At 69.5% G+C, this 24,936-nt stretch carries 21 protein-coding genes and 1 tRNA gene; 12 read left to right on the forward strand and 10 right to left on the reverse strand.

Translation table 11 applies throughout. The annotated features are described in order from the left end of the window. Nucleotides 1-60: 60 nt before the first annotated feature. Nucleotides 61-1,026, forward strand: coding sequence for a hypothetical protein (locus tag ACH0A8_RS13520; RefSeq protein WP_406907361.1), 966 nt, complete (start codon nucleotides 61-63; stop codon nucleotides 1,024-1,026). A 152-nt stretch (nucleotides 1,027-1,178) separates the two neighbouring features. On the opposite strand, the gene ACH0A8_RS13525 is transcribed toward ACH0A8_RS13520, so the two are convergent. The 5 genes from ACH0A8_RS13525 to ACH0A8_RS13545 form a co-directional block, all read right to left on the reverse strand. Beyond that, nucleotides 1,179-2,207, reverse strand: coding sequence for a DUF3592 domain-containing protein (locus ACH0A8_RS13525; protein WP_406907362.1), 1,029 nt, complete (start codon nucleotides 2,205-2,207; stop codon nucleotides 1,179-1,181). Between the two features lie 26 nt (nucleotides 2,208-2,233). Then, nucleotides 2,234-2,908 carry a hypothetical protein gene (locus ACH0A8_RS13530; RefSeq protein ID WP_406907363.1) on the reverse strand — a complete coding sequence of 225 codons (675 nt, stop codon included), beginning with the start codon at nucleotides 2,906-2,908 and terminating at the stop codon, nucleotides 2,234-2,236. A gap of 160 nt (nucleotides 2,909-3,068) precedes the next feature. Further along, the gene (locus ACH0A8_RS13535; protein WP_311206369.1) at nucleotides 3,069-3,539 is read right to left on the reverse strand and encodes a hypothetical protein; all 471 of its coding nucleotides are present in this window, start codon (nucleotides 3,537-3,539) and stop codon (nucleotides 3,069-3,071) included. Nucleotides 3,540-3,967: 428 nt separating this feature from the next. Beyond that, nucleotides 3,968-9,388 (reverse strand): DUF6531 domain-containing protein, encoded by a 5,421-nt coding sequence (locus ACH0A8_RS13540; RefSeq protein ID WP_406907364.1) that lies wholly within the window; start codon nucleotides 9,386-9,388, stop codon nucleotides 3,968-3,970. Nucleotides 9,389-9,567: 179 nt separating this feature from the next. Next, on the reverse strand, nucleotides 9,568-9,849 hold the full coding sequence (locus ACH0A8_RS13545; protein WP_058740961.1) for a hypothetical protein: 282 nt from the start codon (nucleotides 9,847-9,849) through the stop codon (nucleotides 9,568-9,570). 252 nt (nucleotides 9,850-10,101) lie between these two features. Here ACH0A8_RS13545 and ACH0A8_RS13550 point away from each other — a divergent pair, with 252 nt between their 5' ends. From ACH0A8_RS13550 to pstB, 6 genes are all read left to right on the forward strand, one after another. Next, on the forward strand, nucleotides 10,102-12,267 hold the full coding sequence (locus ACH0A8_RS13550; RefSeq protein ID WP_406907365.1) for an RNA degradosome polyphosphate kinase: 2,166 nt from the start codon (nucleotides 10,102-10,104) through the stop codon (nucleotides 12,265-12,267). After that, on the forward strand, nucleotides 12,264-13,211 hold the full coding sequence (locus ACH0A8_RS13555) for an NUDIX domain-containing protein (protein ID WP_066656734.1): 948 nt from the start codon (nucleotides 12,264-12,266) through the stop codon (nucleotides 13,209-13,211). Before ACH0A8_RS13550 ends, ACH0A8_RS13555 begins: the two co-directional genes overlap by 4 nt. A gap of 409 nt (nucleotides 13,212-13,620) precedes the next feature. Continuing rightward, complete coding sequence (locus ACH0A8_RS13560) at nucleotides 13,621-14,727, forward strand: phosphate ABC transporter substrate-binding protein PstS (protein ID WP_066656735.1); 1,107 nt, start codon at nucleotides 13,621-13,623, stop codon at nucleotides 14,725-14,727. A gap of 177 nt (nucleotides 14,728-14,904) precedes the next feature. Further along, the gene (gene pstC / locus ACH0A8_RS13565; RefSeq protein WP_066656736.1) at nucleotides 14,905-15,855 is read left to right on the forward strand and encodes a phosphate ABC transporter permease subunit PstC; all 951 of its coding nucleotides are present in this window, start codon (nucleotides 14,905-14,907) and stop codon (nucleotides 15,853-15,855) included. Nucleotides 15,856-15,868: 13 nt separating this feature from the next. After that, nucleotides 15,869-16,954, forward strand: coding sequence for a phosphate ABC transporter permease PstA (gene pstA / locus ACH0A8_RS13570; RefSeq protein WP_209685394.1), 1,086 nt, complete (start codon nucleotides 15,869-15,871; stop codon nucleotides 16,952-16,954). 101 nt (nucleotides 16,955-17,055) lie between these two features. Continuing rightward, nucleotides 17,056-17,835 carry a phosphate ABC transporter ATP-binding protein PstB gene (gene pstB, locus ACH0A8_RS13575; RefSeq protein ID WP_066656740.1) on the forward strand — a complete coding sequence of 260 codons (780 nt, stop codon included), beginning with the start codon at nucleotides 17,056-17,058 and terminating at the stop codon, nucleotides 17,833-17,835. Between the two features lie 153 nt (nucleotides 17,836-17,988). Here the strand turns inward: pstB and ACH0A8_RS13580 are convergent, their stop codons facing one another. The 3 genes from ACH0A8_RS13580 to ACH0A8_RS13590 form a co-directional block, all read right to left on the reverse strand. Further along, nucleotides 17,989-18,906, reverse strand: coding sequence for an anti-sigma factor domain-containing protein (locus tag ACH0A8_RS13580; RefSeq protein WP_406907366.1), 918 nt, complete (start codon nucleotides 18,904-18,906; stop codon nucleotides 17,989-17,991). After that, the gene (locus ACH0A8_RS13585) at nucleotides 18,903-19,502 is read right to left on the reverse strand and encodes a sigma-70 family RNA polymerase sigma factor (protein WP_066656745.1); all 600 of its coding nucleotides are present in this window, start codon (nucleotides 19,500-19,502) and stop codon (nucleotides 18,903-18,905) included. The genes ACH0A8_RS13580 and ACH0A8_RS13585 overlap by 4 nt, the downstream gene beginning before the upstream one ends. 767 nt (nucleotides 19,503-20,269) lie before the next feature. Then, the gene (locus ACH0A8_RS13590; RefSeq protein ID WP_406907367.1) at nucleotides 20,270-20,899 is read right to left on the reverse strand and encodes a DNA-directed RNA polymerase subunit beta; all 630 of its coding nucleotides are present in this window, start codon (nucleotides 20,897-20,899) and stop codon (nucleotides 20,270-20,272) included. 126 nt (nucleotides 20,900-21,025) lie between these two features. Between ACH0A8_RS13590 and ACH0A8_RS13595 the strand changes: the two genes are divergently transcribed. Then, the gene (locus tag ACH0A8_RS13595; RefSeq protein WP_139197360.1) at nucleotides 21,026-21,187 is read left to right on the forward strand and encodes a DUF2207 domain-containing protein; all 162 of its coding nucleotides are present in this window, start codon (nucleotides 21,026-21,028) and stop codon (nucleotides 21,185-21,187) included. Between the two features lie 53 nt (nucleotides 21,188-21,240). Next, nucleotides 21,241-21,313 (forward strand) — tRNA-Lys (locus tag ACH0A8_RS13600). A gap of 56 nt (nucleotides 21,314-21,369) precedes the next feature. On the opposite strand, the gene xerC is transcribed toward ACH0A8_RS13600, so the two are convergent. Together xerC and ACH0A8_RS13610 are read right to left on the reverse strand one after the other, a co-directional pair. Then, a complete protein-coding gene (gene xerC, locus ACH0A8_RS13605; RefSeq protein WP_406907368.1) occupies nucleotides 21,370-22,521 on the reverse strand; it encodes a tyrosine recombinase XerC in 1,152 nt (383 codons plus the stop codon). Next, nucleotides 22,508-23,326, reverse strand: a complete 819-nt coding sequence (locus ACH0A8_RS13610) for a hypothetical protein (protein ID WP_406907369.1) — start codon at nucleotides 23,324-23,326, stop codon at nucleotides 22,508-22,510. Before ACH0A8_RS13610 ends, xerC begins: the two co-directional genes overlap by 14 nt. A gap of 123 nt (nucleotides 23,327-23,449) precedes the next feature. On the opposite strand from ACH0A8_RS13610, the gene ACH0A8_RS13615 reads away from it, so the two are divergent. From ACH0A8_RS13615 to ACH0A8_RS13625, 3 genes are all read left to right on the forward strand, one after another. Continuing rightward, nucleotides 23,450-23,656, forward strand: a complete 207-nt coding sequence (locus tag ACH0A8_RS13615) for an AlpA family transcriptional regulator (protein WP_079237275.1) — start codon at nucleotides 23,450-23,452, stop codon at nucleotides 23,654-23,656. A 78-nt stretch (nucleotides 23,657-23,734) separates the two neighbouring features. Continuing rightward, nucleotides 23,735-23,950, forward strand: a complete 216-nt coding sequence (locus tag ACH0A8_RS13620; protein ID WP_406907370.1) for a hypothetical protein — start codon at nucleotides 23,735-23,737, stop codon at nucleotides 23,948-23,950. A gap of 46 nt (nucleotides 23,951-23,996) precedes the next feature. Then, entirely contained in the window at nucleotides 23,997-24,611 is a 615-nt protein-coding gene (locus ACH0A8_RS13625) for a hypothetical protein (protein WP_406907371.1), read from the forward strand. Nucleotides 24,612-24,936 lie beyond the last annotated feature (325 nt).

The raw sequence follows: 24,936 nt of genomic DNA on the forward strand, positions 1-24,936 counted from the left end.
CGTCCCGAACGTGGCGGTCGACCACTCGGTCCAGGGGCCGCAGCACGAGGGGGACGACACATGTGGATCACGATCACGTCCGCGGGGATCGCGATGGTGGCGGCGTTCGTCATCACGAGATCCGTGACGGCGGCGACCAAGCACAGCGACCGACGCCGGCGCGAGCGTGGGGAGCCGCTGCCGAACGAGGGCGGCGCGCTCGTCACCGTGCGCCTGCGGACCTTCCAGTGGGTGCTCATCCGCGTGGTCGCCATCATCTTCCTCCTGGGCGGAGCCCTGCTGGCGCTCGGCGCCGCCACGACGATCTCGACCGGTGTCGAACCCAGCCTCGTCGTCATGGCGATCGTCCTCCTGCTGGCAGGCATCGGAGGCATCGTGCTCTCCCGCTCGATGCGCCGGACTCGGGTGCTCGCGATGGAGGACCACCTGCTGGTCCGCCAGGGCCTCCACCAGGAGCGTCGCGTCGACCTGGCCGAGATTGCGGCGGTGCTACCGATCGCGAACCAGTACGGCGGCCTGCAGGCACGTGACGCGACCGGGAAGCGCCTCTTCTCCGTCATGGGCCTGGCCCGCGGCTACGCAGAGCTCGAGGCGTACCTGCAGGAGCGCGTCGTCCGTCCCCGCGCGACGGCCCAAGCAGCGCTCCGACCGAACGGCGTCCCCATCCCACCCTGGCGCGGTATCGCGTGCAGCGCCGACTGGACCACCGCCCCGCTCGGTCCCGGCGGTCGCCTGCGTCCGGTGATCCGACTGTTCGTCGGTGGCGACGTCGTCGCGCTGCACCCCGGAGAGGTCCGCGCTCTCATCGACGGCAGGACAGGGGTCGTCGAATCCGACTCGCAGCCCCTCGCGTTCCTCGGCAGCCCTGCGCTCGTCGCCCCGACGTCGCTCGGGGGTCGGCAGTTGGCCGGTCTGCCGCCGGAGAGCCTCGCGCTCCTGTACGAGGCGCAGGACGCACCAGCAGTCGTCCTCCGTGACAGCGATGCCGTCACGTTCCGCGCGTGGGTGAGCGGGCTCCCGCGCTGACCGCCGGCGGCTGGTCCCACGATCCGGCCTGGAGGCGCGGTGCGGCTCCGACGGACGACCGGCTCCGACGGACGACCGGCTCCGACGGACGACCGGCTCCGACGGGTGATCGTCTCGCTCTGTCGCCGACTGCTCCTGTCGGGGTTACGTGATCACTCGGCCGGCGTGCGCGGCTCCCGGGGCGACCGCGCGACGCTCGGCGGGTGAGCTCCGGCGCGGTGGGCTGCTGCGACACCGTCGGCCCGCCGTCGAGCCCGCCGCCGAGCGGCGAGCACCTGTCGTCGGGCCTTCCCCCACCGCCGGGTGCGCCTGGTCCGGATCCTCCGCGTGACGCCCTCGACCGTCTGCACCGCGAGGAGCGGCGCCCCCGCGGCCAGCAGCGGCAGGGCCGTGAACGCGAAGCCGCGGCCGCGGTCGACCCTGCCGACGAACATCTCGCGGAGTTCCGCGGATCGGATGCCTGCGGTCGTCGGGTCGTTCGGATCCACCATGATCCGCAGGCGCTGCCCGACGCGGTAGTAGTCCTGGTCGTTCGTCACCGTGTACTCGTCGAGCGCCGTCTCGTACTCGACACCCTCGAACGACTGCCGCGTGACCGGCGTGTACTCAGTCCGACCGCGACCCTTGTAGCCCGTGAAGTGTGCACGCTCGACGTGGACGACCTCGCCGGTGACGACCACACCGGACCGCCGGAGTGCATCGTCGTAGCGCAGCGCTTCATCGCCCTCGCTGTGCAGGAGCGCCCCCATCGCGGCGACGCAGAACGCCCCCATGCACAGCATGATCGGGCCGAGCTCGCGCAGCCACTCCCCGCCGGCCGTGCGCAGCCCGCGGCCCGCCGTCTCCTTGCGCCGCCGAGGCCCGACGTCCGGGAACAGCACCCTGGCGAGGAACGCGCCGGCGAGCACCGCGGGCAGCCACCCGTACTGCAGCGGCCCCCAGTCCGACGCATGCTCGACGAGGACGCCGAGCACCACGAAGCTCCCGAGGAACAGCACCGTCGGCACGAGGCAGCCCGCCGCCCCGACGCGGACGAGCGCCGCGCCGTAGGCGAGCCCGAAGACGGAGACGATCGCGAACGCCCAGACCGGGACGTCGAAGTGCGCGACCTCGATCCACGCACTGCTGGTCAGGGCCACCGCCACGAGCAGCGCGTGGAAGACCCGGCGTGCTGGGGTCACCGCGCGTCAGTCCTGCCGCTCGGGTGTCAGCAATCGGCGGCGGTGACCGCGAAGTCGATCGTGCGGTCGGTGCCCTCGAAGACGTACGAGTAGCGCATCACGATCGCCTTCGACAGCAGGTCGCGCGACTCCTTCTTCTGGCAGACGTTCGACACGACCGACGACTTGAGGTCCGCCGCGGTCAGGCTCGCCGGATCGACCGAGGAGTCGATCGTGTAGGCGTAGTCGAGCTCCGCGCCGTCCGCCGTCACGCCGTCCCACCGCGTGACCTCGTCGAGTTCGAGCGGGAACGTGTAGTTCTCGTTGACCTGCTTCGCCGCTTCGGTCGCGAGCGCCGACGGCGACGGCTCGGCGTTGGCGTTGAAGAGCGCGCGGACGCCCACGGAGGCACCGACAGCGGCGAGGACGGACACGACCGGGATGAGGATGCGGAGCGCGACGCTCTTCCCCTTCTTCTCCGGGGTCGGCGGCTGCCAAGCGGGGACACCCGCGCCGGTACCGGCGTAGGGCTGCTGCTGGTACCCGGGCGTCTGCTGGTCCGGCTGCCCGAAGCCGGGTGCCTGCTGCTGGTTCGGCTGCCAGTCGCCGGGCGCCTGCTGGTTCGGCTGCTGGCTCGGCTGCTGGAACCCGGGCGTTTGCTGGTCCGGCTGCACGTTGTTCGGCTGCCAGTCGCCGGGCTGCCCGTTGTTCGGCGTCGTCATGATGGTCCTTCGCGGTCAGCACTCGCGCGCCGGACGTCCCCGAAGTTCCGTGCTCCGGCCGCCCCGCGGCCGGTAGTACACGCCCCCTCGAGCGCCGGCGCCCCCTGTGCGCGGTACTCGATCTCGGGCGCCGGCAGGGCCAGCACCTGCATCCAACGTATCAGGTGGGGATGGCTCCGATCCGGCTCCCGCCCCCGACACGGTCAACCGCGGCAGCATCGCCGCATCGGGTCGCTTCGCGTACGAAGACGGCCTGTCGCACGCGGTGGAGCAGATCCCTCAGCTCGTAGGAACCGCGACCGACCGTGAAGCACCACCTTCCACCAGCGTCGGGACGTCGGGTCGTCTGCTCGATGTTGGCGCCCGTCACGCCCCAGCGGAGCGCGAGCGGCCCGCAGTCCTCCGTCTTGATGGCGATCCCCAGCGTCGAGGCTCCGACGCCTCGCGACGAATACGAGGAGTCGGTGCTCGACTCCGCCGACGAGACCGAGCAGACAATCTTGATCTGATGCCCAGCGTCGTAGCTCTTCAGCGTGATCGGTCCGACGTAAAGGAACAGGGCCGGGACGACCAGGAACACCACGAGCAGCAGCGCGGCGACGACGCGCCCGCGCAACACGCGCCTGTCCATTGTTCTCAGCCTTCCTCGAGCGGCGGCTCAGGGGCAGCCATCGCCCGCGCCGCAGATGCACCGGTTCTCCTCGGTAGTCACTCGGCGTCATCCCGTGAAGGTTCGCAGCCAATCACGCCATCGCGACTGCGAAGTCAATCGATACAGACGGTCAAGAGATTCCTTGTACCTGGTTGTCGCCTCGACATCCGGTTTTCCTGTGGCATCGGTCAACACAACGCCGAGTGGGCCTCCAGCCCCAGCCGAAACGGACTCGTGTATTGCCCGGATCAGCGCGACCCGTTCAACCCCTTCGTCGCTCCTGAGCGCCGCCGCCTGTTGCTCGTACCAGCGAGCGGCCTGTTCATGGTGCGCCCCGCGTAGGTAACCGCTGACCTCTGCGCAAAGCCGGGACGCTTCCTCGTAGTTCGTACTCATCGGTCCTCCGATCACGGCACCAGCGACCAGTATCCCTTCACGTCCGTGGCAGCGTAGCCGCCGGGCACGTACGTCTGATTCGTGCCACCCCGCCAGTAGTCGCCATCAGCGCCAGTCTGTGGAGCAGTCAAACCCTTGTAAGCAGGCATCTTCTTCGTGAACTCTGCAGCGAAACCAGCGTTCTGAATCGAATCCTGACCGCTACTCGCCCACCTGTATGGAAGCGCCTTGTCTTCGCGCACCTGGCTGACGCTTTTGGGCATGTCCGTGGACCAGAAATTTCCCGAATGGAACCCGTTCACATCTCCTGAACGGAACATCGTCGTTCCTTCCTTCACGTAAGTCGACCGGTACAGTCCCCCGGCGAAGGTCGACGCATCCGCGCGCGAGAGCCACTTCGGTCGGTACGCAGTGGAACCGCCACTCAAGGCTCCGATTGTGGCCTGCGTCGCGGTGGCCTGAACAAAGCCGTTGACGGTGTGGGGCCCGGGCGAGGTCGCGTAGTTGAGCGCTCCCGTACCACCGCCTTCCACCATGCCGCTTGCCGCCCCAGTCGCGGCACGGGCCGCGAGTCCCGTTCCCATCTTCGCGGCGAGTGCGGCACCCGTTCCCGCTCCGAGCGCCCCCGTTGCGGTCCCGATGAGAGCGTCCTTCCCGACGGTGCCCCAATCGACTTGCCCAGTTGTGGCTTTCTGCGAAGCCACCGAGATCCCGCCGCTCATCAGTCCGCCTGCCAGTGCCATCGCCGCAATCCCGGCAGGGCCTCCGATCCCCGTTGCCATGAGCGCAATCCCGCCCACGATGGCGACTCCGGCGGCGATGTACTCCCAGTTGTCCCCGACCCAGTTCGCAGCCCGCGACAGGAAGCTCTGGTTCGCATCCCGGTACGCCGCCAGGTCCTCATCCGTCGCCGGTCGAAGCCCCAGGGGGTCGATCGCGTGCATCGGGTCGTTCCCGGCGTACGAGTACGGGTTCCCCGACCACGCTGCGCCGAGTACGGGCGCCAACGGGTCCGTCGACAGGAAGCCCCGCGCCGCCGGGTCGTAGACGCGCGCCCCGAGCCACTCCAGCCCCGCGATCGACAGCCCGCCGTCAGCGGTGAGCGAGACGCCAGTGGGCAGCGCCGTTCCCTCGACCGATGCGAGCACCGCCCATGGGTCCGAAGCATCCGTCGAACGGGCGCTCCGCCAGCCGGCGGTGGCCCAGGCGTCCCCCAGCGCGACCGCGCCGCCCGGCAGGTCGAGCACGCTCTCCCCGCCGATCGACACCATGGCGGGCAGCGGCACGGCGGAGTCCCACCACACCTCGGCGCCGCCGACGTCGGCGAGCTCTCCGAGCACGTCGGTCCACACCTCGGCTCGACCGGTCTCGCCGTACGAACGGTCCCGCGACACGACGGCGGTCAGCGACCCGAGGTCGGACCAGGCGTACTCATCGGTCGACCCGTCGGGGTGGGTGCGACGGATCCGTCGACCGAGCCCGTCGTACAGGTACTCCGTCCGCTCCTCGCCTCGGACGCAGGCCGTGAGCTGCCCGGCGGCGTCGTACTCGAACGTCGTCGCGGCACCGTCGACGACCTCGCGCAGCAGCCGCCCACCGTCGCCGTACTCCCACGCGGAGTCGCCCGCGCGGACGAGCTGCCCGGCCTCGTCGTACGCGTACTCGACACGACCGTCCGGACCGTCGATCGCCGTGATCCGGCCCTGGTCGTCGCGCTCGACGCGCGTGACCATCGCGCCATCGGGCGTCGTCGTCGTGTGGGCGACCAGCGCACCCCGCTCGTACGACCACGACTGGACGATGTCGCCGGTCGACGCCTGGACGATCCGCCCGGCTGCGTCGTAGGCGAAGGTCGCCGCGGCGAGCCCTTGTCGTTCGACGGCGACGGCGCGGCCCACTGGATCACGGCGCCACTCGACCCGTGCGCCCGTCGGGTCGATCCGCGCCGTCCGGTTGCCGTCGGCGTCGTACTCCCACCGCACGGATCGCCCGCCGCGGCTCCGTCGGACGAGGAGCCCGCGGCGGTCGTACTCGAGCTCGTGGTCGACCGTCCGACCCGCTCCACGGGTGTGGTCGGTGACGACGACAGTGCGGTCGACGGCGTCGCGTCTGGTCTCGCTCACCAGCTGACCGTCGACCAGGACCTTCGTCGAGCGGCCGGCGGCGTCGAAGGTCCAGCTGGTGGTCCGCCCCTCTGGGTCGATCTGCTCCACCTGGCGACCGGCGGCGTCGTACCGAGCCGTCGTCTTGCGACCGAGCGGGTCGACGACCGCGACCACGCGGTCCGCTCCGTCGTACCGGCGCCGCGTGACACCGCCGGCGGGGTCCGTGACCTCGATCAGCCGGCCCCGCTCGTCGTAGCCGAAGCGGGTGGTGCCCCCGAGCCCGTCGACGGCCTCGACCAGCTGCCCTGCAGCGTCGTAGCGGAATCGTCGCTGCCCGAAGCGTGCGTCGTGGCTGGAGACGAGCCTCCCGGCCCGGTCGTAGCGGTACCGGCTCGTACCGGACCCCGCCGTCGTCTGCGCAACCACGCGGCCGACAGCGTCGTAGGTGGTCTCCTCGACCTCGCCGGTGGGCAACGTGCGGGCGACGACGCGGGAGTCCGCGTCGTACGTGAGCGTCGTCCGCGCTCCTGTGGCGTCCACCGCTGCGGACGGGCGCCCGCAGGCGTCGTACTCGTAGGTCGAGCGGGCGCCGGACGGACTGACGATCGCCGTCACCCGCCCGCCCAGGTCGCGCTCGATGCGCGTCAGGCCGCCTTCGCCGTCGACGAGTTCGACGGGCCGACCAGCTGCGTCGTACGTCACCAGCTCGGAACCGGTCTCGTCACTCGTCTGCTCGACGGGCCGCCCGAACTCATCGAAGCGGACAGTGGTCGCGGAGAACGCATCACGCAGGGTCGCGACGCCGGTTGCGACGTCCCGTGCGACCTCCTGCCGGACGCCGGTCGGGTCGACGGTCGCGGCGAGGCCGCCGTTGACGTCGTACTCGCGCCGCCACGTCGCGCCCGTCGGGTCGGTGACGGCCTGGAGGCGCGACAACCCGTCGTGCGCGAACGTCCAGACCGCGTCACCCGGCAGGGCGAGCGCGGCGACGTTCCCCTGGTCGTCGAACGTCCGCGTGACCCGCCGACCCAGGGGGTCGACGGTGGTGGCCAGCTCGCCGCTCGCCGCGTACTCGGAGGTGGTGCGGGCACCGAGTGGATCGGTGATCGATGCGACGCGCCCACCGGCCGTGTGCTCGTACCGCCAGACCGCTCCGTCGGCGTCGCGGCGCTCGACGAGGAGCCCCGCGGCGTCCCAGCGGTACTCGGTCCGGGCGCCGGACGGGCTGACCGCGGCGACCGGACGACCGGCCGCGTCACGCTCGATCCGGGCGGTGTCCCCGACCGCGTTCGTGGTCGCCACCAGCTCGCCGAACTCGTCGTGCGCGAGGTCGAGGACGACCCCGGTCGGGTCGACCACGTGGGTGAGGACCCCGTCCGTCCACGTGAGCTCGGTGCGGCCGCCGACCGGATCGACGATGACGGACGGGTCGCGGTCGTCGCCGCGGTACTCGTAGGACACGACCGCACCGGCCTCGGTGACGACGGTGGTCACCCGGTCCTGGTCGTCGTAGCCGTAGGTGACGTCACCGCCGGAGGGGGTCACCGTCCGGGTCTTCCGACCGCGGTCGTCGTAGGCGTGCACGGTGACGGAGCCGTCGCGTTCGGTCGCCGACACCAGGTTGCCGTGTCGGTCGTAGCTCATCGACTGTCGCCGGTCGTCGGAGTCGATGACCCCGACGAGCCGGCCCTTGGCATCGGCGATGTAGGAGTTCGCGCGCGAGCCGTCGTGGTCGGACACGACCGTGACGCGGCCGGGCAGGTAGGCGAAGCGCACCGCTCGGCCGTGCGGACTGACCTGTTCGACCACACGGCGCTGGTCGTCGTAGGTGTTGTCGACCTCGACGACCCCGGCAGCCGATGTCACGGTGACGACGAGGTCGTCGTCGTTCCACCCGTAGCGGCGGGTACCGACGGGGTCGGTCACACTGACGAGTCGCCCGCGGTCGTCGTACCCGTACTCAACCCGCCGACCGTCGGAGGCCCGGAGGACCGCGACGCGTCCGTCGACGTGCTCGATCTCGACCCAGCAACCGCGTTCGTGCTCGAGACGGACGACGAGGTCGTCGGCGTCGCGGACGACCCGGACCGCCGTCCCGACTCCGCCGCGCTGCCCGGTCCAGAGACCGGACGGGGTGAAGTCGATCCGGACCCCGGCGTTGTCGCGCACGACGAGCAGGTCGCCCTCGGCGGCGAGCCAGCGGTTCTCGCCGACCCCGCGGTCCCAGCCCTCGCCGGAACGCGGGAAGCGGATCTGACGGCCGTCGGCGCCGACGAACGTCGCACCCTCGTCGTCGAGGAGCAGGCGCGTCTCGAGGATCGAGGACCAGCCCGGGCCGAAGATCCCGACGTGCTCGTCGAGCGAGTTGTACATGCGGGTGACCTCGAGCGAGGCCGAGGCGCCGGTGAACCCGAGGTCGAGCTCCGGTTCGAGGAAGTTGCCGGTCGAGGTGTTGACCGGGTCCATCGAGAACCCCGTCGTGGGCTGCGCACCGTACGCCGACGGCGGTTCGAACTGCAGGTCCTGGCGGGTCTCGGAGACCCCGGCGGCTGCGAGCGCCGCGGCGAGCGCGGAGTCCGCGACCGTCGAGACGTTGCCCTCGCCGCCGGCCGCGGTGAAGGCATCCGCGATGGTGGTGGCCCACTTCGCGTCCTGGGCGTTTGCGCCGAGCCACTGCTCGAAGGCGGTGACGACGCTGTCAGCGTCGATGTGGCCCCACGAGCACTTGGCGGCGAATTCGGTGAGCTTCCCCCGCAGTGCGGCGGGTCGTCCCTCGAGGGCACTGTCCAGCGACACCGAACCGGTCGCGAAGGAGCGGAGGTCGCTCGGTCGCGCCGACGACGTCCCGCCGCCTCCGCCCCCACCGGAACCCGGGTTCGGCGTCTCACGAGGCCGCGCGCGCACGTCCGGTTGCTCGAAGGTCGGCGGCGCGTCGTTCTTGATGTCCGGCATCGGGTCGTAGTGGAAGGTGTCGTTCCAGAGGTCCTGGAAGCCGTTCCGCTCGTCCTCGCGCTCCTGCCACTCGCGAGCGCGCCTGCGGTTGTCCCGCTCCTTCGCCGCGGCTTCCTTCATCTGGCCGACCCAACCGGCGACCTTCTCCAGCGCCGTCGCGATCCGGTCGGCGTCCGAGTCGGCCACGTCGGCGTTCGACGAGAACAGCTGGGCGAAGCGGCCACGGAACTCCTGCGACGCGGTGGAGACGTAGGAGCGACGTGAGCCGCGCTGGCCGTTGATCGCCCCCGCCGCCGACTTCATCGCGCTCTGCAGCGCATCGGCCGTCGCATCGTCGAACTCGATCGGATCCATGTTGGCGTGGATCTGGGCCATGGTCGTTCCCCCCGGAGCTGGTGCTGGACGTACTGGTCGTGCTGGTCGAACCGGTCGCGCCGGCTCTGCTGGGCCTTCTGGTCGTGCCCGTCGTGCTCGACGTGCCGTGGTGCGGTCGCCCCCCCCCGACCGCGAACGCCCGGCCCACCGAGACGGCGGACCGGGCGTGGGGTGGGTGCTTACGCGCCGCCACCCGCGGTGAAGATGTCCTGCGAGATCTTGTCGAGCTGCGTGCGGAGCTGCTCGAGCTCGGTCTTCGCCTTGTCGAGGGCAGCCTTGGTCTCGGGCCAGGTCGACCCACGGAACGTCGAGGCGAGCGGGCCGTCCCACACGTTCGAGTCGGACAGGATGCGCCCCTGGGCGTCGAGCTGCGAGATCTGGTCCGTGAAGCCGCCGTTCACGATGGACTGGATCTGTCGGATGGCGGACTTCGCCTGCTCGGTGGAAAGGACACGCGACATGGTCAACCTCATTCTCTTCGTACCTGCACCCCCGCGCAGTGGAATCCCCCCGGAGGCCTGAACGCCGCCCACCATACCCGCGAAGCCCGGCAATGTCACCGTCCGTATATCGTGACGTTTCCTCCCCCACTTCGAGGGGTACGACCGGCGCGACAGGCAGACGCCCCTGCACAGGCGGGTCGTTCACGCTCGGTTTCCACAGCGGCCACCTGTGCTCCTCCGGGCAGCGGGGGCTGGTGGCAGGATGTCGGCATGGACACCGAACCGCAGCTCGACGGCGAATCCGTCGCTCCCGACCTCGACGACTTCGACGAGGTCGTCGAGATCGAGCACGAGTCGCTGCCCTCGGACCGCTACTTCGACCGCGAGCTGAGCTGGCTCCGCTTCAACCAGCGCGTGCTCGAGCTGGGTGAGGACCGCACGCAGCCACTCCTCGAGCGCGCCAACTTCCTGGCGATCTTCGCGTCCAACCTCGACGAGTTCTTCATGGTGCGCGTCGCGGGCCTCAAGCGTCGCATCGACACCGGGATCGCGGTCCCGACCAACGTCGGGCGAGCACCGAGCGACGTGCTGCGCGACATCGCGGCGAAGGCGCACGAGCTCCAGGACCGGCACGCCGCCGCCTTCATCGAGTCGTTGAAGCCCGACCTCGACGCCGCGGGCATCCACGTCGAGCACTGGTCCGACCTCGACGAGGCCGACCGGCTGCGCATGCGTGAGTACTTCAACGAGCGGATCTTCCCGGTGCTCATGCCGCTCGCGGTCGACCCGGCGCACCCCTTCCCCTACATCTCCGGGCTGTCGCTGAACCTCGCCGTCCGGGTCCGCAACCCCAAGTCCCAGCGGCAGGAGTTCGCGCGCCTCAAGGTGCCGCAGAACTTCTCCCGCTTCATCGCGCTGCCCGACGACGGATCCGGGCGCATGCGCTTCATCCCGCTCGAGGACCTCATCGCGAACCACCTCGACGACCTGTTCCCGGGGATGGAGGTCCTCGAGCACCACGTCTTCCGCGTCACCCGCAACGAGGACGTCGAGATCGAGGAGGACGAGGCCGAGAACCTCATCCAGGCGCTCGAGCGCGAGCTGCTCCGTCGCCGCTTCGGCCCGCCGATCCGTCTCGAGATCACCGAGGACATGGACCCGGTGACCCTCGACCTGCTCGTGCGCGAGCTCGACATCACCGAGCAGGAGGTCTTCCGGCTGCCGTCGCCGCTCGACCTCGGCGGGCTGTTCGAGATCGCGAAGATCGCGCGCCCGGACCTCCACTACCCGCGCCACGTCCCCACGACGCCGGTGCAGTTCCAGCCCGGCGAGCCGAACACGAAGCCCGACCTGTTCCGCGCCATCGCCACGCGCGACGTGCTCGTGCACCACCCGTACGAGTCCTTCGCGACGAGCGTTCAGGCGTTCCTCGAGCAGGCCGCCGCCGACCCGAACGTCCTGGCGATCAAGCAGACGCTGTACCGCACGTCCGGCGACAGCCCGATCGTCGAGGCCCTGATCGACGCCGCCGCCGCGGGCAAGCAGGTCCTGGCCCTGGTCGAGATCAAGGCGCGGTTCGACGAGCAGAACAACATCACCTGGGCGCGCAAGCTCGAGAAGGCCGGTGTGCACGTCGTCTACGGCCTGGTCGGACTGAAGACGCACTCGAAGCTCGTGCTCGTCATCCGGCAGGAGGGTGGCACGCTCAAGCACTACAGCCACATCGGTACCGGCAACTACAACCCGAAGACGTCCCGCATCTACGAGGACATGGGGCTGTTCACCGCGGACGACACGGTGGGCAAGGACCTCACCCGCTTGTTCAACGAGCTGTCGGGCTACGCGATCGAGAAGAAGTTCAAGCGCCTGCTCGTCGCGCCGCTGCACCTGCGCAAGGGGCTGGTGAAGCGCATCCAGACCGAAGCCGCGAACGCCCGCGCCGGCAAGGCGTCCGGCATCCGGATCAAGGTCAACTCGATGGTCGACGAGCAGATCATCGACGCCCTCTACCTGGCGAGCCAGGCCGGTGTGCCCGTCGACGTGTGGGTGCGCGGCATCTGCTCGCTGAAGCCGGGCATCGAAGGCGTCAGCGAGACGATCCGCGTCCGGAGCGTCGTCGGCCGGTACCTCGAGCACTCGCGGGCCTTCACGTTCCACAACGACGGCGACCCGCTGGTGTTCATCGGCTCGGCGGACATGATGCACCGCAACCTCGACCGTCGCGTCGAGGCTCTGGTCCGGCTCACCGACCCGGCACACGTGGCCGAGGTCGAGGAGATGTTCGACCTGGCGATGGCGGAGACGACGAGCTCGTGGCACCTCGAGTCCGACGGCGAGTGGACGCGCCGCTCCACCGACCCGGACGGCCGCCCGCTCGACGACGTGCAGAATGTGCTCATGCGGAAGATCTCGGCCCGGAAGCGTTCGGCTCGGTGAGCGGCGGCCCCACGGGGCCCGTCGTCGCGGCGGGCGCGGTCGTCTGGCGTGAACGGGACGGAGTACCGCTGGTGCTCCTCGTCCACCGGGACCACCACCAGGACGTCTCCCTGCCCAAGGGCAAGGTCGACCCCGGCGAGAGCATCCCGACGACCGCCGTCCGGGAGATCGACGAGGAGACCGGCTACCGCGTGCACCTCGGGGCGCCGCTCGGCACGGCGGAGTACGTGCTCCCGAGCGGTCGCGACAAGGTCGTGCACTACTGGGCCGCCCGCGTCGGCTCGAAGGAGTACGACCGCGCGGGCAAGTTCCGTCCGAACGACGAGGTCGCCGCGATCGAGTGGGTGACCGTCGACCAGGCACGGGCACGGCTCACGTACGAGCGCGACGTTGCGATCCTCGACCGGTTCGCCGACCGCGTCGCCGCCGGTGAGCACCGGACCTTCGCGCTGATCGCCCTCCGGCACGCGAAGACCGTGCCCGGTTCGGACTGGGACGGCCCCGACGCCACCCGCCCGCTGCTGCCGGTCGGACGGTCCCAGGCCAAGGCCGTCGCAGCACCCGTCGCGGCGTTCGGTCCGAAGAAGATCGTCAGCAGTACGGCGGCGCGGTGCCTCGCGACCGTCGAGCCGCTCTCCGCGCGCACGAAGGTCGGTGTCTCCAGCACGACGGACATCAGCCAGGACGCCCACGACCGCGGAGCCGCAGACGTCAAGGGCGTCGTGCAGAAGCGGATCGCGAAGGCCAAGTCCGCGGTGCTCTGCTCCCACGGTCCGGTGCTGCCGGACATCATCGCCCGCATCGCCTCCGCGACCGCGGACGACCGTCGTCGCTTCGACCTGCGCCGCGCCGCGATGCTCTCGGTGGGGGACTTCGCCGTGCTCCACATCGCGGGCGAGAAGCTCGTCGCCGTCGAGACGCACCGCAACACCGTCCCGGCCTGAGTCGACCGGGGCGGAGACGACCGTCCGCTCGGTGAACACCAGGCCGAGAACCGAGGCGGTGGTGAGCCGCGCCTCCAGGCCGGGCTCCGCGACGGTCGTGAGCCGCGCCTCCGGACAGTCCACGACGAAGACCCTTCGGACCAGCGCTCGGCGCGGCGATCCGACCCGCGCCGCCGCCGCGTGAACCGATGCACCTGCATGGGTCTCACCCACGCACGGTGACCCGATCCTGCACCCACCACGGCTCGGTCGTCCGGCACCCGAGCCGGGACAACCCCTCGTTCACCTCCCGTTCACCGAGGAGCGTCATCCCCGTCACCTCGCGTCCCTACAGTCGCTCCCGGGTCAGCACCGGCCCGAGGGACCAGCAGCGGTCCCGCCTGCACTGACATTCCCGAAGGGACCCCTGTTGAACATCAAGCGAATCGGTTCGATCGCAGCGATCGCGATCGCCGGCGCCGTCGTGCTGTCCTCCTGCGCGGCGAACGAGAGCGGCAGCGGCGACACCGCAGCGCCGACCTCGAGCTCGGGCACCGACTACTCGAAGCTCTCGGGCACGCTGACCGGCTCCGGCTCGTCGGCGCAGCAGACCGCTGAGGCCACCTGGGCTGCGAACTTCCAGAACGTCGCCTCCGGCGTGACGGTCAACTACTCGCCGGACGGCTCCGGCGCCGGTCGCAAGAACTTCATCTCGGGTGCCGCGGACTTCGCCGGCTCCGACGCTGCACTGAAGGACGAGGAGCTCTCGGGCTCGTTCGACCTGTGCACGGACAAGGCCATCGACATCCCGGTCTACATCTCCCCGATCGCCATCGCCTACAAGGTGGACGGCGTCTCCGACCTGACGCTCGACGCGAAGACCATCGCGGGCATCTTCTCGGGCAAGATCACCAAGTGGAACGCCTCGGAGATCGCCGACCTGAACAAGGGCGTCGACCTGCCGGACTCGAACATCACCGTGATCCACCGCTCGGACGACTCGGGCACCACGCAGAACTTCTCCGAGTACGTCTCGGCGAACGCGTCGGACGTCTGGACCGAAGAGCCCAGCCAGACCTTCCCCTACCAGGTCGGCGACTCGGCCAAGGGCACCTCGGGCGTCGCCTCGGCGATGGCCAGCGCCTCGAACGCCATCACCTACATCGACGACTCGGGCGCCGGTGACCTCGACAAGGCGAAGCTCATGGTCGGCGACAAGGCCACCGAGATCTCGGCCGAGGGTGCTGCCAAGGTCGTCGCGGACTCCGAGACGGTCTCGGGCCGTGAGGAGAACGACCTCGCGATCGACATCAACCGCAAGGACACCGCCGAGGGTGCGTGGCCGCTGGTCCTCGTCTCCTACGCGATCGCCTGCCAGGAGTACAAGGACGCCGACAAGGGTGCGCTCGTGAAGGGCTACCTCGACTACGTCGTCACGCAGGACGCGCAGGAGGCCGCCGCGAAGGAGGCCAAGTCGGCCGCCCTCTCCTCCGACCTGTCGGAGAAGGCCGCGAAGGCCGTCGCCTCCATCAAGTAAGGCCCGCTGAGCACCCGGACGCCGGTCCCACCCACCCTGACCGGCGTCCGGGTTCTCGCCCGTCCGGCCCGGACGCAGCACCAGCACCACCGGGTACGCCCGGCCTCACCAGCACCACCCCGTCGCCTCCCCCGGCCGCTCCTCCACGAGCCCGGCCTCCCCTCCGACAGGAGTCCCATGACGACCGCACCGGCCCAGCCAGGGGCCACCGTCTCCCCCGCCAAGCCGAAGGCCGTCGTCCGCGTCGGCGACCGGGTGTTCTCGACCGCCTCGGTGGTCGCCGGCAGCCTGATCCTCTTCGTGCTCGTGCTCGTCGCCGCCTTCCTGGTGTGGCAGAGCCTCCCGGCCTTCTCGGCGAAGGTCGGTGAGCTGCCGAACAACGCCTCGAACTTCTGGGTCTACGTCGGTCCGCTCGTCTTCGGCACCGTCTACTCGGCACTCATCGCGCTCGTGATCGCCGTCCCGCTCTCCCTCGGCATCGCGCTCTTCATCTCGCACTACGCACCGCGCCGCATCGCGCCGGTGCTCGGGTACGTCATCGACCTGCTGGCCGCGGTGCCGTCGGTCGTCTACGGCCTCTGGGGCATCGTGGTCCTCGCGCCGCTCCTCAAGCCGTTCTACGGCTTCCTCAACGAGTACCTCGGCTGGTTCCCGCTGTTCTCCGGCCAGGTGTCCGGTACCGGCCGCACGATCCTGACCGCGTCGATCGTCCTCGCGGTGATGGCGATCCCGATCATGACCGCGGTCATGCGCGAGATCTTCCTGCAGGCGCCGACCCTCAACGAGGAGGCCGCGCTCGCCCTCGGCGCCACGCGCTGGGAGATGATCCGCCTGTCCGTCCTGCCGTTCGCGAAGTCCGGCATCGTGTCGGCGATCATGCTCGGCCTCGGTCGTGCGCTCGGCGAGACGATGGCGATCGCCCTCGTGCTGTCGGTCTCGACGAACGTCACCTTCCAGATGCTGACGTCGCTCAACCCCTCGACGATCGCGGCGAACATCGCCCTGCAGTTCGCCGAGGCGTCGGGCACGGCCCTGAACGCACTGGTCGCGTCGGGCCTGATCCTCTTCGTCATCACCCTGGTCATCAACATGCTGGCGCGCTACATCGTGCGCAAGCGGGTCTCCTGAGAGGTCACGCCCGATGTCCCTCGCCCTCCGTCAGACCGGCGCCGCCGGCAACGTCTACGCCAACGGCAAGCTGCACAAGTCCGTGCCGTGGCTCCTCCTCGTCGGCTCCTGGGTCGCCCTGGTCGCGGTCTTCGCCCTGCTGAACGCAGGCGGTGCGGTGAAGGACTTCAACGTCGTCGCCGCCCTGTTCCTCGGCACCGTCCTGTTCGACGTGCTCATCGTCGTCGTCTCGCGCATCGTCGAGGGCGGGCGCAAGGCGGTCGACCGGCTGATCACCTCGCTGGTGGTCACGGCCTTCGTCATCGCGGTGCTGCCGCTGGTGTCGCTGCTCTGGACGGTCCTGGCCGACGGCCTCGCCCGCTTCGACGCCCAGTACTTCAACTCGTCGATGCGCGGTGTCATCTCCGAGGGCGGCGGCGCACTGCATGCCCTCGTCGGGACGCTCGAGATCACGCTGTTCGCCGCGCTCATCTCCGTGCCGATCGGCCTGCTCACCTCGATCTACCTGGTCGAGTACGGCAAGGGCGCCCTCGCGAAGGGCATCACCTTCTTCGTCGACGTCATGACGGGCATCCCGTCGATCGTCGCCGGTCTCTTCGCCTACTCGCTGTTCGCGCTGTTCCTCGGCCCCGGTGCCCGCTTCGGTCTCGTCGGCTCGATCGCCCTGAGCGTGCTGATGATCCCCGTGGTCGTCCGCTCCACCGAGGAGGTCCTGAAGATCGTCCCGATGGAGCTCCGCGAAGCGTCCTACGCACTCGGCGTGCCGAAGTACCTGACGATCCTCAAGGTGGTGCTGCCGACGAGCCTCGCCGGCATCACCACGGGCGTCATGCTGTCGATCGCGCGCGTCATCGGCGAGACCGCGCCGCTGCTCGTGACGGCCGGCTTCACCGCGAGCATGAACTACGACCTGTTCAAGGACCCGATGATGACGCTGCCGGTGTTCGCGTACACGCAGTACTCGCAGCAGGGCGCCAACCCGGTGCCGTTCGTCGACCGGGCCTGGACCGCGGCACTCGTGCTCATCCTCATCGTCATGGTGCTCAACCTGCTCGCCCGCTTCATCACCCGACTCTTCGCCCCCAAGCTCCCCCGCTAGCACCGAGCGCCCGCGCTCCGGCCGACAGCATCGGCCAGCACGGCCCGCCCGCGCACCGCGTCAGCGGAGCGGCAACGACCACCCACCCCGGAGGAAACCACGTGTCCAAGCGCATCGAGGTCGACGGCCTCAACGTCTACTACTCGAAGTTCAAGGCCGTCGAGGGCGTCGACATGACGATCGAGCCCCGCACCGTCACCGCCTTCATCGGCCCGTCGGGCTGCGGCAAGTCCACCTTCCTCCGCACGCTGAACCGCATGCACGAGGTCATCCCCGGCGCGTACGTCGAGGGCTCCGTCAAGATCGACGGCGACGACCTCTACGGCCAGGGCGTCGACCCCGTGCTCGTCCGCCGGCAGGTCGGCATGGTGTTCCAGCGTCCGAACCCGTTCCCCACGATGTCGATCCGCGACAACGTGCTCGCCGGCGTGAAGCTCAACAACAAGCGCGTCTCGAAGTCCGAGGCCGACGACGTCGTCGAGCGCTCGCTGCAGGGCGCGAACCTGTGGAACGAGGTCAAGGACCGCCTCGAGAAGCCCGGCATGGGCCTGTCCGGTGGGCAGCAGCAGCGGCTCTGCATCGCCCGGGCGATCGCCGTGCAGCCGGACGTCCTGCTCATGGACGAGCCCTGCTCGGCGCTCGACCCGATCTCGACCCTCGCCATCGAGGACCTGATCGAGGAGCTCAAGAAGGACTTCACGATCGTGATCGTCACGCACAACATGCAGCAGGCGTCGCGCGTCAGCGACAAGACCGCGTTCTTCAACATCGCGGGGACCGGTGCGCCTGGCAAGCTCATCGAGTTCGACGACACCGCGACGATCTTCTCGAACCCGTCGGTGCAGGCGACCGAGGACTACGTCTCGGGTCGCTTCGGGTGATCGGCACCCGGTCCGTCTCCTGACGGTCGGCCTGGAGGCCCGGTGCACGTCCGCCACGGACCGCACCGGGCCTCCGTCGTGCACTCCGCTGCCCCGCACGGACGAACGGCGGGCAGCGGATGATCCGCCGCCCGCCGTTCGTCCCTGCGGGTGCTACGCCTGGGTCGTGGGGACGGCCATGAGCGGCGTCGAGGTCGGCTGGTCGGAGCCGCCCTCCGGCTCGACCGTCATGCCGATCGCCGCACCCGGCGTGAGCTTGCCGTCGAGGACCGCCGTGTGCACGCCGTTGCGGGCGCCGTCGACCAGACCGGCGGGGACGATCTCGCCACCCTCGGAGCCGATGTACCAGAGCTCGTACGTCTTGCCCTGCGGCGCCTGCTCGACGCCGTCGAGGATCACCGCGGACTTGCCCACGTCGTGCGACCAGACCACGGTCGCGGAGCCCCCACCGGGGACCTTCGCGGTCGTGCGCTGGAAGTCGGACGCGGCGTAGATCGAGTCGAGCGTGCCGGAGGCCTGCGTGGTCCCGGGGCTGGTCCCCTCGGTCTGGCCGAAGTTCGTGCCGACACCGAGCCCGACACCGAGGAACACCACGGCGACGGCGGCTGCGGCGGACAGGGCGGCTGCCGGACGCTGGAACCAGCGGCGGCGGGCCTTCGCGGATGCCGCACCGTCGGCGTACCCGGCGGCGTCAGCCGCTCCGAGACCGATGACGTTCCCGGTCTCGGCGACCGGCGCCGGGGCGGGAGCTGCTCCGACGACGGGCGCGGGGGACGCGGCGGAGGCGAGCGGAGCCTCCAGGCCGGCGACCGGCGCCGTGCGGTCCGTCGGCGCGGCCTGCGGGGTCCGTGCGATCTGTGCCATCAGCGACGCCTTGAGCGACGCCGGAGGGTCGATCGGTTCGACGGCGTACGCGAGCTGCAGCGCGGTCTCGAGGAGCGAGTCCGTCTCGGCCTGCAGTTCCGGCGACGTCGTCAGAGCGTGCTCGAGGAGCGCGCGCTCGTCGTCCGACAGGGCGTCCAGGGCGTGCGACCCGGTGAGCAGGGCAGGGTCGTCGTGGCGTTCGGTCATGACGTCACCCCCATCTCGTCTCGGAGTCGGATCATCCCGTCACGGAGACGGGTCTTGACGGTGCCGATCGGGACACCGAGCCGTTCGGCCATCTCGCTGTGCGAGTAGCCGCCGTAGTACGCGAGCTGCACCGCCTGGCGTTGGAACTCGGTGAGCTTGGCGAGCGCGCGGCTGACGCGTTCGTGCTCGATCCGGATCTCGACCGACTCGGAGACCTGGTCGAAACCGGACTCCAGGTCGCGGATGCCGATCTTGGTGTCCCGGTCGTGCGACGCCTGCGATGCCCGGACCCGGTCGACCGCTCGTCGGTGGGCCATGGTGAGGACCCAGCTGGCGGCGGTGCCGCGCGAACGGTCGAAGCGGGTGGCCTGCTGCCACACCTCGAGGAAGACCTCCTGCGTGACCTCCTCGGACTGGGCGCGGTCCTTCAGGAGTCGCGTCACCAGACCGAGCACACGACCCGACAGGGCGTCGTAGAGGTCGGAGAAGGCTGCCTGGTCGCCGGAGGCGACGCGGGCGAGCAGATCGTCAGGCGACACGGGGGTGGGCTCGGTGGAGCTCCAGGCCTCGGTGTCGTGTTCCACGAGCGCAAGCATTGCAGGTTTCCCCCCTCTCGGTGGCATCGGTTCCGACATGTGCAATCACTTCGCAGGTCGGGTTCGGGTGGTTCGGATCCTCGCGGCGGTGGAGTCTGGGCGAGGGCCGCACGACCCGCAGGGAATTGACCGGCGGGTACCGGACCGGGTCGAGCGGGCCCTCGCTGTGACGTCCGCGAGGAGCGTCACACCAACTGTTCGGCACCGTCGCCCGAGCGGATTGGGCGACGTGCCCGTCCCGGGTGCAGGAACTGTGTTCGGCTCGTGTCTGCTGGTCGCCTGCTGCGCGTCCGCCCGCCCGGTGTGCAGGGTGTGGATGTGCGCACGGCACGTCTGCGCGGCTGCGCGCGCTGCGGCTGCGCGCGCTGCGGCTGCGTGCGCTGCGGCTGCGTGTGTCCGTGACGCGCCCGACCGCGCAACGTGTCCACCGAGAGTGAACACGGCCACGTGCACAGGACGTGTCTCGTAGAATCGATCTCGCCGGGCCGCAGCAAGCCCCGGGCTCCAAAATTCGCCGCTTCGAGCGGCCTCGCGCCGAGAGGCGCTTCTGCGGCCCGGTCTTCGCATGTCCGGGGGCGGTCGGGTCAGGCCGTCCACCGTCGCAGGCCCTGCTCGTCGCCGTCCGCCGTCGCGGTCTGTCGCTGCGCCCCGCCCTCGCCCGGACGTCGCCCCGTGTGCTCAGGCGTGTGACGTCCGAGCGGGGGGCGCGATCCGGCGTGGGCGGTAGCCGGTCTGGAGGCGCGGCGTCGATCCGCCCCGCCCCTCGCTCAGTCCAGGCTGTCGCGACGCCAGAGCGCCGCCGCCTCGGTCAGGTCGGCCGCGAGCTCCGTCAAGCGCAGCGCCCGACGCGTCAGCTCGCTCGCGCGGTCCCCCGCGGTCAGGTCGGCGTCGTCCGCCACCGAGGTCGCGCCCGCCGCGGTCAGCCGGCAGAACGCCGCGCCGCGGTCGAGCGCCACCGCGAGGTCCCCCGTGTAGAGGCCGTGCAGGATGTGGTCCGCCAGGGTCAGGATCTCCGCAGGACCCGTCGGCTGCTCGGCACCCGCGACGGCCTCGTCGATCGTGCCGATCCGCTCCGTGCCCCGCTCGAAGAAGTACGCGATCTCCTCCGGGTTCTGCCGGATGACGACCCGCACCAGGTAGATGCGCCACAGTGCCCCCGGGAGCGTGTGCGCGCCCACGCGGGCCCACAGCTCGGCGATCGCATCGATGCCGTGCACGTCCGTGTACGTCACGAGACGCTCGACCACCGCCGGGTCCGGGTCCTGCCGCACGCGGTGGAGCAGCGCGTTCGCCGTCTCGTGCGCGACACGGTTCACCAGTGCCGGGTCCTCGCCGCCCTGGATCGCGGCGAACTCCTGGTCGGTGAAGTGGACGGGACGGTGGTGATCGCGAGACACCCGGCGAGTGTAGGCGCGGCCGCTGACGCCCACGTCCCCCGTTCGCCACGAACGCAACGGGGCGCGCACGGGTACCGTGCTCCGGCAGGGAGGCACTCCTCCCGGACGTTGAGAAGAGGAGACTCCATGAACGCCCTGCTCGTCATCCTGGCCGTGATCGCGGTCGTCCTGCTGTTCGTCGGTGGCTTCACCGCGAGCCTCAAGTTCCTGCTGTGGGTCGGCATCGTGCTGCTCGTCATCGCGGTGGTCATGTGGCTCCTGCGGACGCTCACCGGGCGCCGCAGCTGACCGACAGCACTGGTTCTCGTCTGGAGGCCCTCACCCGCTAGCCTTGCGGGTGAGGGCCTCTAGCTCAGTTGGTAGAGCACCGGACTTTTAATCCGAGGGTCGTGGGTTCGAGCCCCACGGGGCCCACAGTTGCAGGGATCGAAGGCGTCAGTCGCCCCGCATCCCGAACTTTCCCCGAACAATCACGCCGCAGTAGCCCGCGCGAGCAGTGAGTCGAAGGCAGCTGCCGCCCTAACCGTACCGGCGGTGCGGCTCATGTACACGTCCTGCGTGAGGCTCGGGTTCTCGTGCCCGAGGAACCCGGCGATCTCGCGGGCGCTCAGCCCAGCCTGGTCGAGCACCGTGGCCACGGTCTTGCGGAAGCCGTGTGATTTGAAGCCAGGGAAGCCCAATCTGTCTCGGTTGGCGCGCCAGTCTGCCTCCGTGTTCGACGGGTCGCGCAACTTGCCGAGCACGGAGGGGAACACCAGTCCCTCCGGTGTCTCGATGACGGTCGATCGTCGCGCCCGGAGCATCTGGGTCAGCCCTTCGGACATCGAGATGGTCCGCATCGACGCCGTGGACTTGCCCTGCCCCTGAATACGGAGGCCCTCACCGATGATGCGTACAACGTTCGGACCAAGGGTGACCTTGCCCGCGTCGAGGTCGACTCGATCCCATGTCAGTGCCGTCGCCTCGCCGATCCGACTGCCGGTGTGCAGCATGAACTCCCACAGGTCGACGAGGTCGAGACGTCGCATCTCAGCGTCACCGCGGACTGCGGCCCGGAACTCGGAGATGCGGTCCGCAGGCAGAGCCACTGCGGCACGTGACGGCCCCTTCCGGATGCGCTCCACCCCTGCGACAGGGTTGTAGGGCAAGGCGTCGCTGGAGACGGCGAGCGCCATCATCCCCGAGAGCGCAGAACGGCACCCCTTCGCTGAGCCAGGTCCGTTGACTTTCGCCACCTGCGTCAGGAAGCGCTGGGTCCTCAGGGTGGTGAGCTCTCCCACCGTGAGATCACCGATCATGGGCAGGATGATCTTCCTGATGTTGTGCCGGTAGGTCTCGACGGAGCGGGGCTTCAGTCCTGCCTCAACCTTCAGGTCGAGGTACAACGCAGCGAGAGCCGAGAGCGAAGTGGCCCGCGTGACCCCTTCGGACATCGGTGTCTCGATTTCGACAAGCGCGCGCTTGAGGGCCGCAGTCGCCTTCGCCGCGGTGGAACCGGTCCGCTCGACCTGACGTCGCTTCCCGTCCTGGAATCGGTAGAGCGTGCGCGCACGCCAAGCGCTGCCCACGCGCTGGGTATGAACGACGCCGTGTGCGCCGATCGGGGTCCTAGGCCTTGCCATTTGGTGCCTCCTCGCCGCGAAGCATGCGATAGCCGGGCAGAGACTTGCGGGCCTCCTCAACGTCGTCATCCGTGGTCAAGCCCTCGATCGGGAGCGCCTTCCAATTGCGACGCGGCTCGTCGATGAACTCCAGAGCGGCGGGCAGAGCTGGCATCGACGCCTGCGGGTAGTGCAATCTGAAGTGGTCTCGGAGGTTCGCAAGCTCCTTCAACCGCGCCTCCGCTTCCTCCAGCCGCCTGGCAGTGCTGTCAGCGCCGTCACGGATAGCGAGAACGAGTTGAGCGTGGGACCCCCCGAACGCTGCGATGTCGCGCGCGATCTCATCAGTCAAGGCCACCACGTCGGCGACGTCGTAGTAGTCGTCAGCGAGGTCCTGGTGCTCGTCGGCGAACTCGCGGGCCGCGGCGGGGAGAGCGCCTGAGAACCACTTGGCAGCTTCATACGGCTTCAACACGGTCGTCCCGTCGGGAGCAAGGTCGAGGTCATCGCTCCCGTGCGTTGCGAACAGCAGCGCGACCGGAGGCACGTTCAGCGCCAGAGCGAAGAGCATGACGTCCGTGACGGGCATTGCCTTCCGCTTCTTCTGGAAGATGCCCGCGAGGGTGTTCGGCGTCAGATCCCACCCGAGCTCGCCGAGCCGCGCGAGCAGATCAGCGTTGCTGAGGCCTCGTGCGTCCCTGTAGTGCAGCACCGAGTCGACGACGCGGTTGCTGTACGCCTGCGCCCAACCCTCGAGGCGCAGGCGGTTCGCAACGGCTTCTGGATCTTGGGATCGTGCTCCACGCCCGGTCGACTGAGTTGTCATAGTAAGACAGTAAAGCACATATCTCTGTGTCGTGTTGACACCTGGCGGAATCCGCTCCTACGATCGGACGGTCCGCAGGGTTGACAACCACAACCCTCCAACTGTCATAGAAAGACACCACTAATGATGCAGCCGATCCGCCAGATCGAGGAACTGCCCGAATGGTCCACGCGCGCCGAACTGTCACAGTTCACGGGGATCTCGATCCAGACGTTGGCGCGCTGGAAGGTCGAGGGGCACGGGCCTCAGGTGACCAAGCTCGGCGGCGCGGTCCGCTACCGCAAGGCCGACGTCCTCGCGTGGCTCGACGGCCTCTCGGCCGTCGCGTAGCGGCACACACACAGCAATGCCCCCGAGGTCGGCCAGGACCTCAGGGGCGACGATCACAACACCACTTTCGGAGATCTCGTGAACTACCACCAGCCTATCGCTCAGCACTTCTCGAACGACAGCGATCGCAAACCGACCGCTCGCGCCCTGGCTCGCCCGGAAGCGCGGTGCGTCGACATCCTCTGCTCTGGCAGCGTCGTGCCGATGGAGCCGGACGCGGCTCGGCGCCTGGCTGTCCGCCTTTTCGAGGCGGCGGCGCTCGCCGAACGCCCCCAGTCGACGGAGTGGCCGTGACCGTCGCCTTGAGGCCCTGGGTGCCCCGTCGACGAGGCGGGGCCGAGTGACCTGGACCAAGCTGTCAGACGACTTCACTGACGACACGTGGAACCTGTCCGACGCCGCGTTCCGTCTCCACCTCGAAGGGCTCGTCTGGTCCAACCGCAAGCTGCTTGACCTTCGCATCCCCAAGGCAGAAGTTCGACGGTTCGGCAAGAACCCTGAGGCCGCGGCCGAACTCGTCGAGCACGGATGGTGGTCCGACGACGGAAGCTTCTACCTGATCCGCCACCATGCTCGCTACCAGAGATCTCGCGAAGCCGTGATCCGGCAGCAGGCCGTGAACAAGCAGAACCGGGCGAAGCGAGGACTCCCTCAGAAGCCTCCACGAGAGCTCATGTCCCTGAACGCCGAATCCGACGACGACTCGATCGACGAATCGTTCGACGAACAGGACTGGACAGGACAGGCCGGGATAAGGACCGATAACTCCAAGCACATCAAGCCCGTCGGCGGCCTCGCACCGATCACCAACTGGGAGACAAGGCCCATCCCCGCAGCCCCGCACTGCCGTGTCCCCGACTGCCCTGCAGACGTGGAAGGCATTCGGGGTGGCATCTGTCCTGTGCAGGACTCCGCGCACACCGCCCTGCGTCTACAACACAACCCGGCGGCCTGACAAGCCGTCTTCCTCAAGTTCAAGCAGCCATGGTGAACAGCGGCACGGCCTCCAACGGTCGCGCCGCTGTTCGCTGCTACGGTCCACAGACGGTGGGCTTCGCCGCCACATGGGTCAGGGCGTGTCCCCGTGGGCAGGACTGAGATCGGTGCCGCTGCGGCAACCTTTTCCTGATCAGGAACTGCCCGGACCACCGCTCTCAGCCCCGCCGCGCGCCCCCGGCATCGGAAGGGCCAGCACCACCCAGCGCAACTGCCTCAGCCGCCTACTGACACGCACGCAATGACGCTGGAGGGGGCAGGGGGAGCGGCCCACCCCTCCCCCG

The sequence above is a fragment of the Curtobacterium sp. 179-B 9B NHS genome, assembly GCF_045370965.1.
Taxonomy (GTDB): Bacteria; Actinomycetota; Actinomycetes; order Actinomycetales; family Microbacteriaceae; genus Curtobacterium.

Excerpts from the sequence above, each read along its gene's own strand:
- xerC (WP_406907368.1), bottom strand. The coding sequence starts at position 22,521 with ATGGCAAGGCCTAGGACCCCGATCGGCGCACACGGCGTCGTTCATACC.
- ACH0A8_RS13580 (WP_406907366.1), bottom strand. The coding sequence starts at position 18,906 with ATGACCGAACGCCACGACGACCCTGCCCTGCTCACCGGGTCGCACGCC.
- ACH0A8_RS13550 (WP_406907365.1), top strand. The coding sequence starts at position 10,102 with ATGGACACCGAACCGCAGCTCGACGGCGAATCCGTCGCTCCCGACCTC.
- ACH0A8_RS13610 (WP_406907369.1), bottom strand. The coding sequence starts at position 23,326 with ATGACAACTCAGTCGACCGGGCGTGGAGCACGATCCCAAGATCCAGAA.
- ACH0A8_RS13595 (WP_139197360.1), top strand. The coding sequence starts at position 21,026 with ATGAACGCCCTGCTCGTCATCCTGGCCGTGATCGCGGTCGTCCTGCTG.
- ACH0A8_RS13545 (WP_058740961.1), bottom strand. The coding sequence starts at position 9,849 with ATGTCGCGTGTCCTTTCCACCGAGCAGGCGAAGTCCGCCATCCGACAG.
- pstA (WP_209685394.1), top strand. The coding sequence starts at position 15,869 with ATGTCCCTCGCCCTCCGTCAGACCGGCGCCGCCGGCAACGTCTACGCC.
- ACH0A8_RS13520 (WP_406907361.1), top strand. The coding sequence starts at position 61 with ATGTGGATCACGATCACGTCCGCGGGGATCGCGATGGTGGCGGCGTTC.
- pstC (WP_066656736.1), top strand. The coding sequence starts at position 14,905 with ATGACGACCGCACCGGCCCAGCCAGGGGCCACCGTCTCCCCCGCCAAG.
- ACH0A8_RS13530 (WP_406907363.1), bottom strand. The coding sequence starts at position 2,908 with ATGACGACGCCGAACAACGGGCAGCCCGGCGACTGGCAGCCGAACAAC.
- ACH0A8_RS13540 (WP_406907364.1), bottom strand. The coding sequence starts at position 9,388 with ATGGCCCAGATCCACGCCAACATGGATCCGATCGAGTTCGACGATGCG.
- ACH0A8_RS13535 (WP_311206369.1), bottom strand. The coding sequence starts at position 3,539 with ATGGACAGGCGCGTGTTGCGCGGGCGCGTCGTCGCCGCGCTGCTGCTC.
- ACH0A8_RS13585 (WP_066656745.1), bottom strand. The coding sequence starts at position 19,502 with ATGCTTGCGCTCGTGGAACACGACACCGAGGCCTGGAGCTCCACCGAG.
- ACH0A8_RS13615 (WP_079237275.1), top strand. The coding sequence starts at position 23,450 with ATGATGCAGCCGATCCGCCAGATCGAGGAACTGCCCGAATGGTCCACG.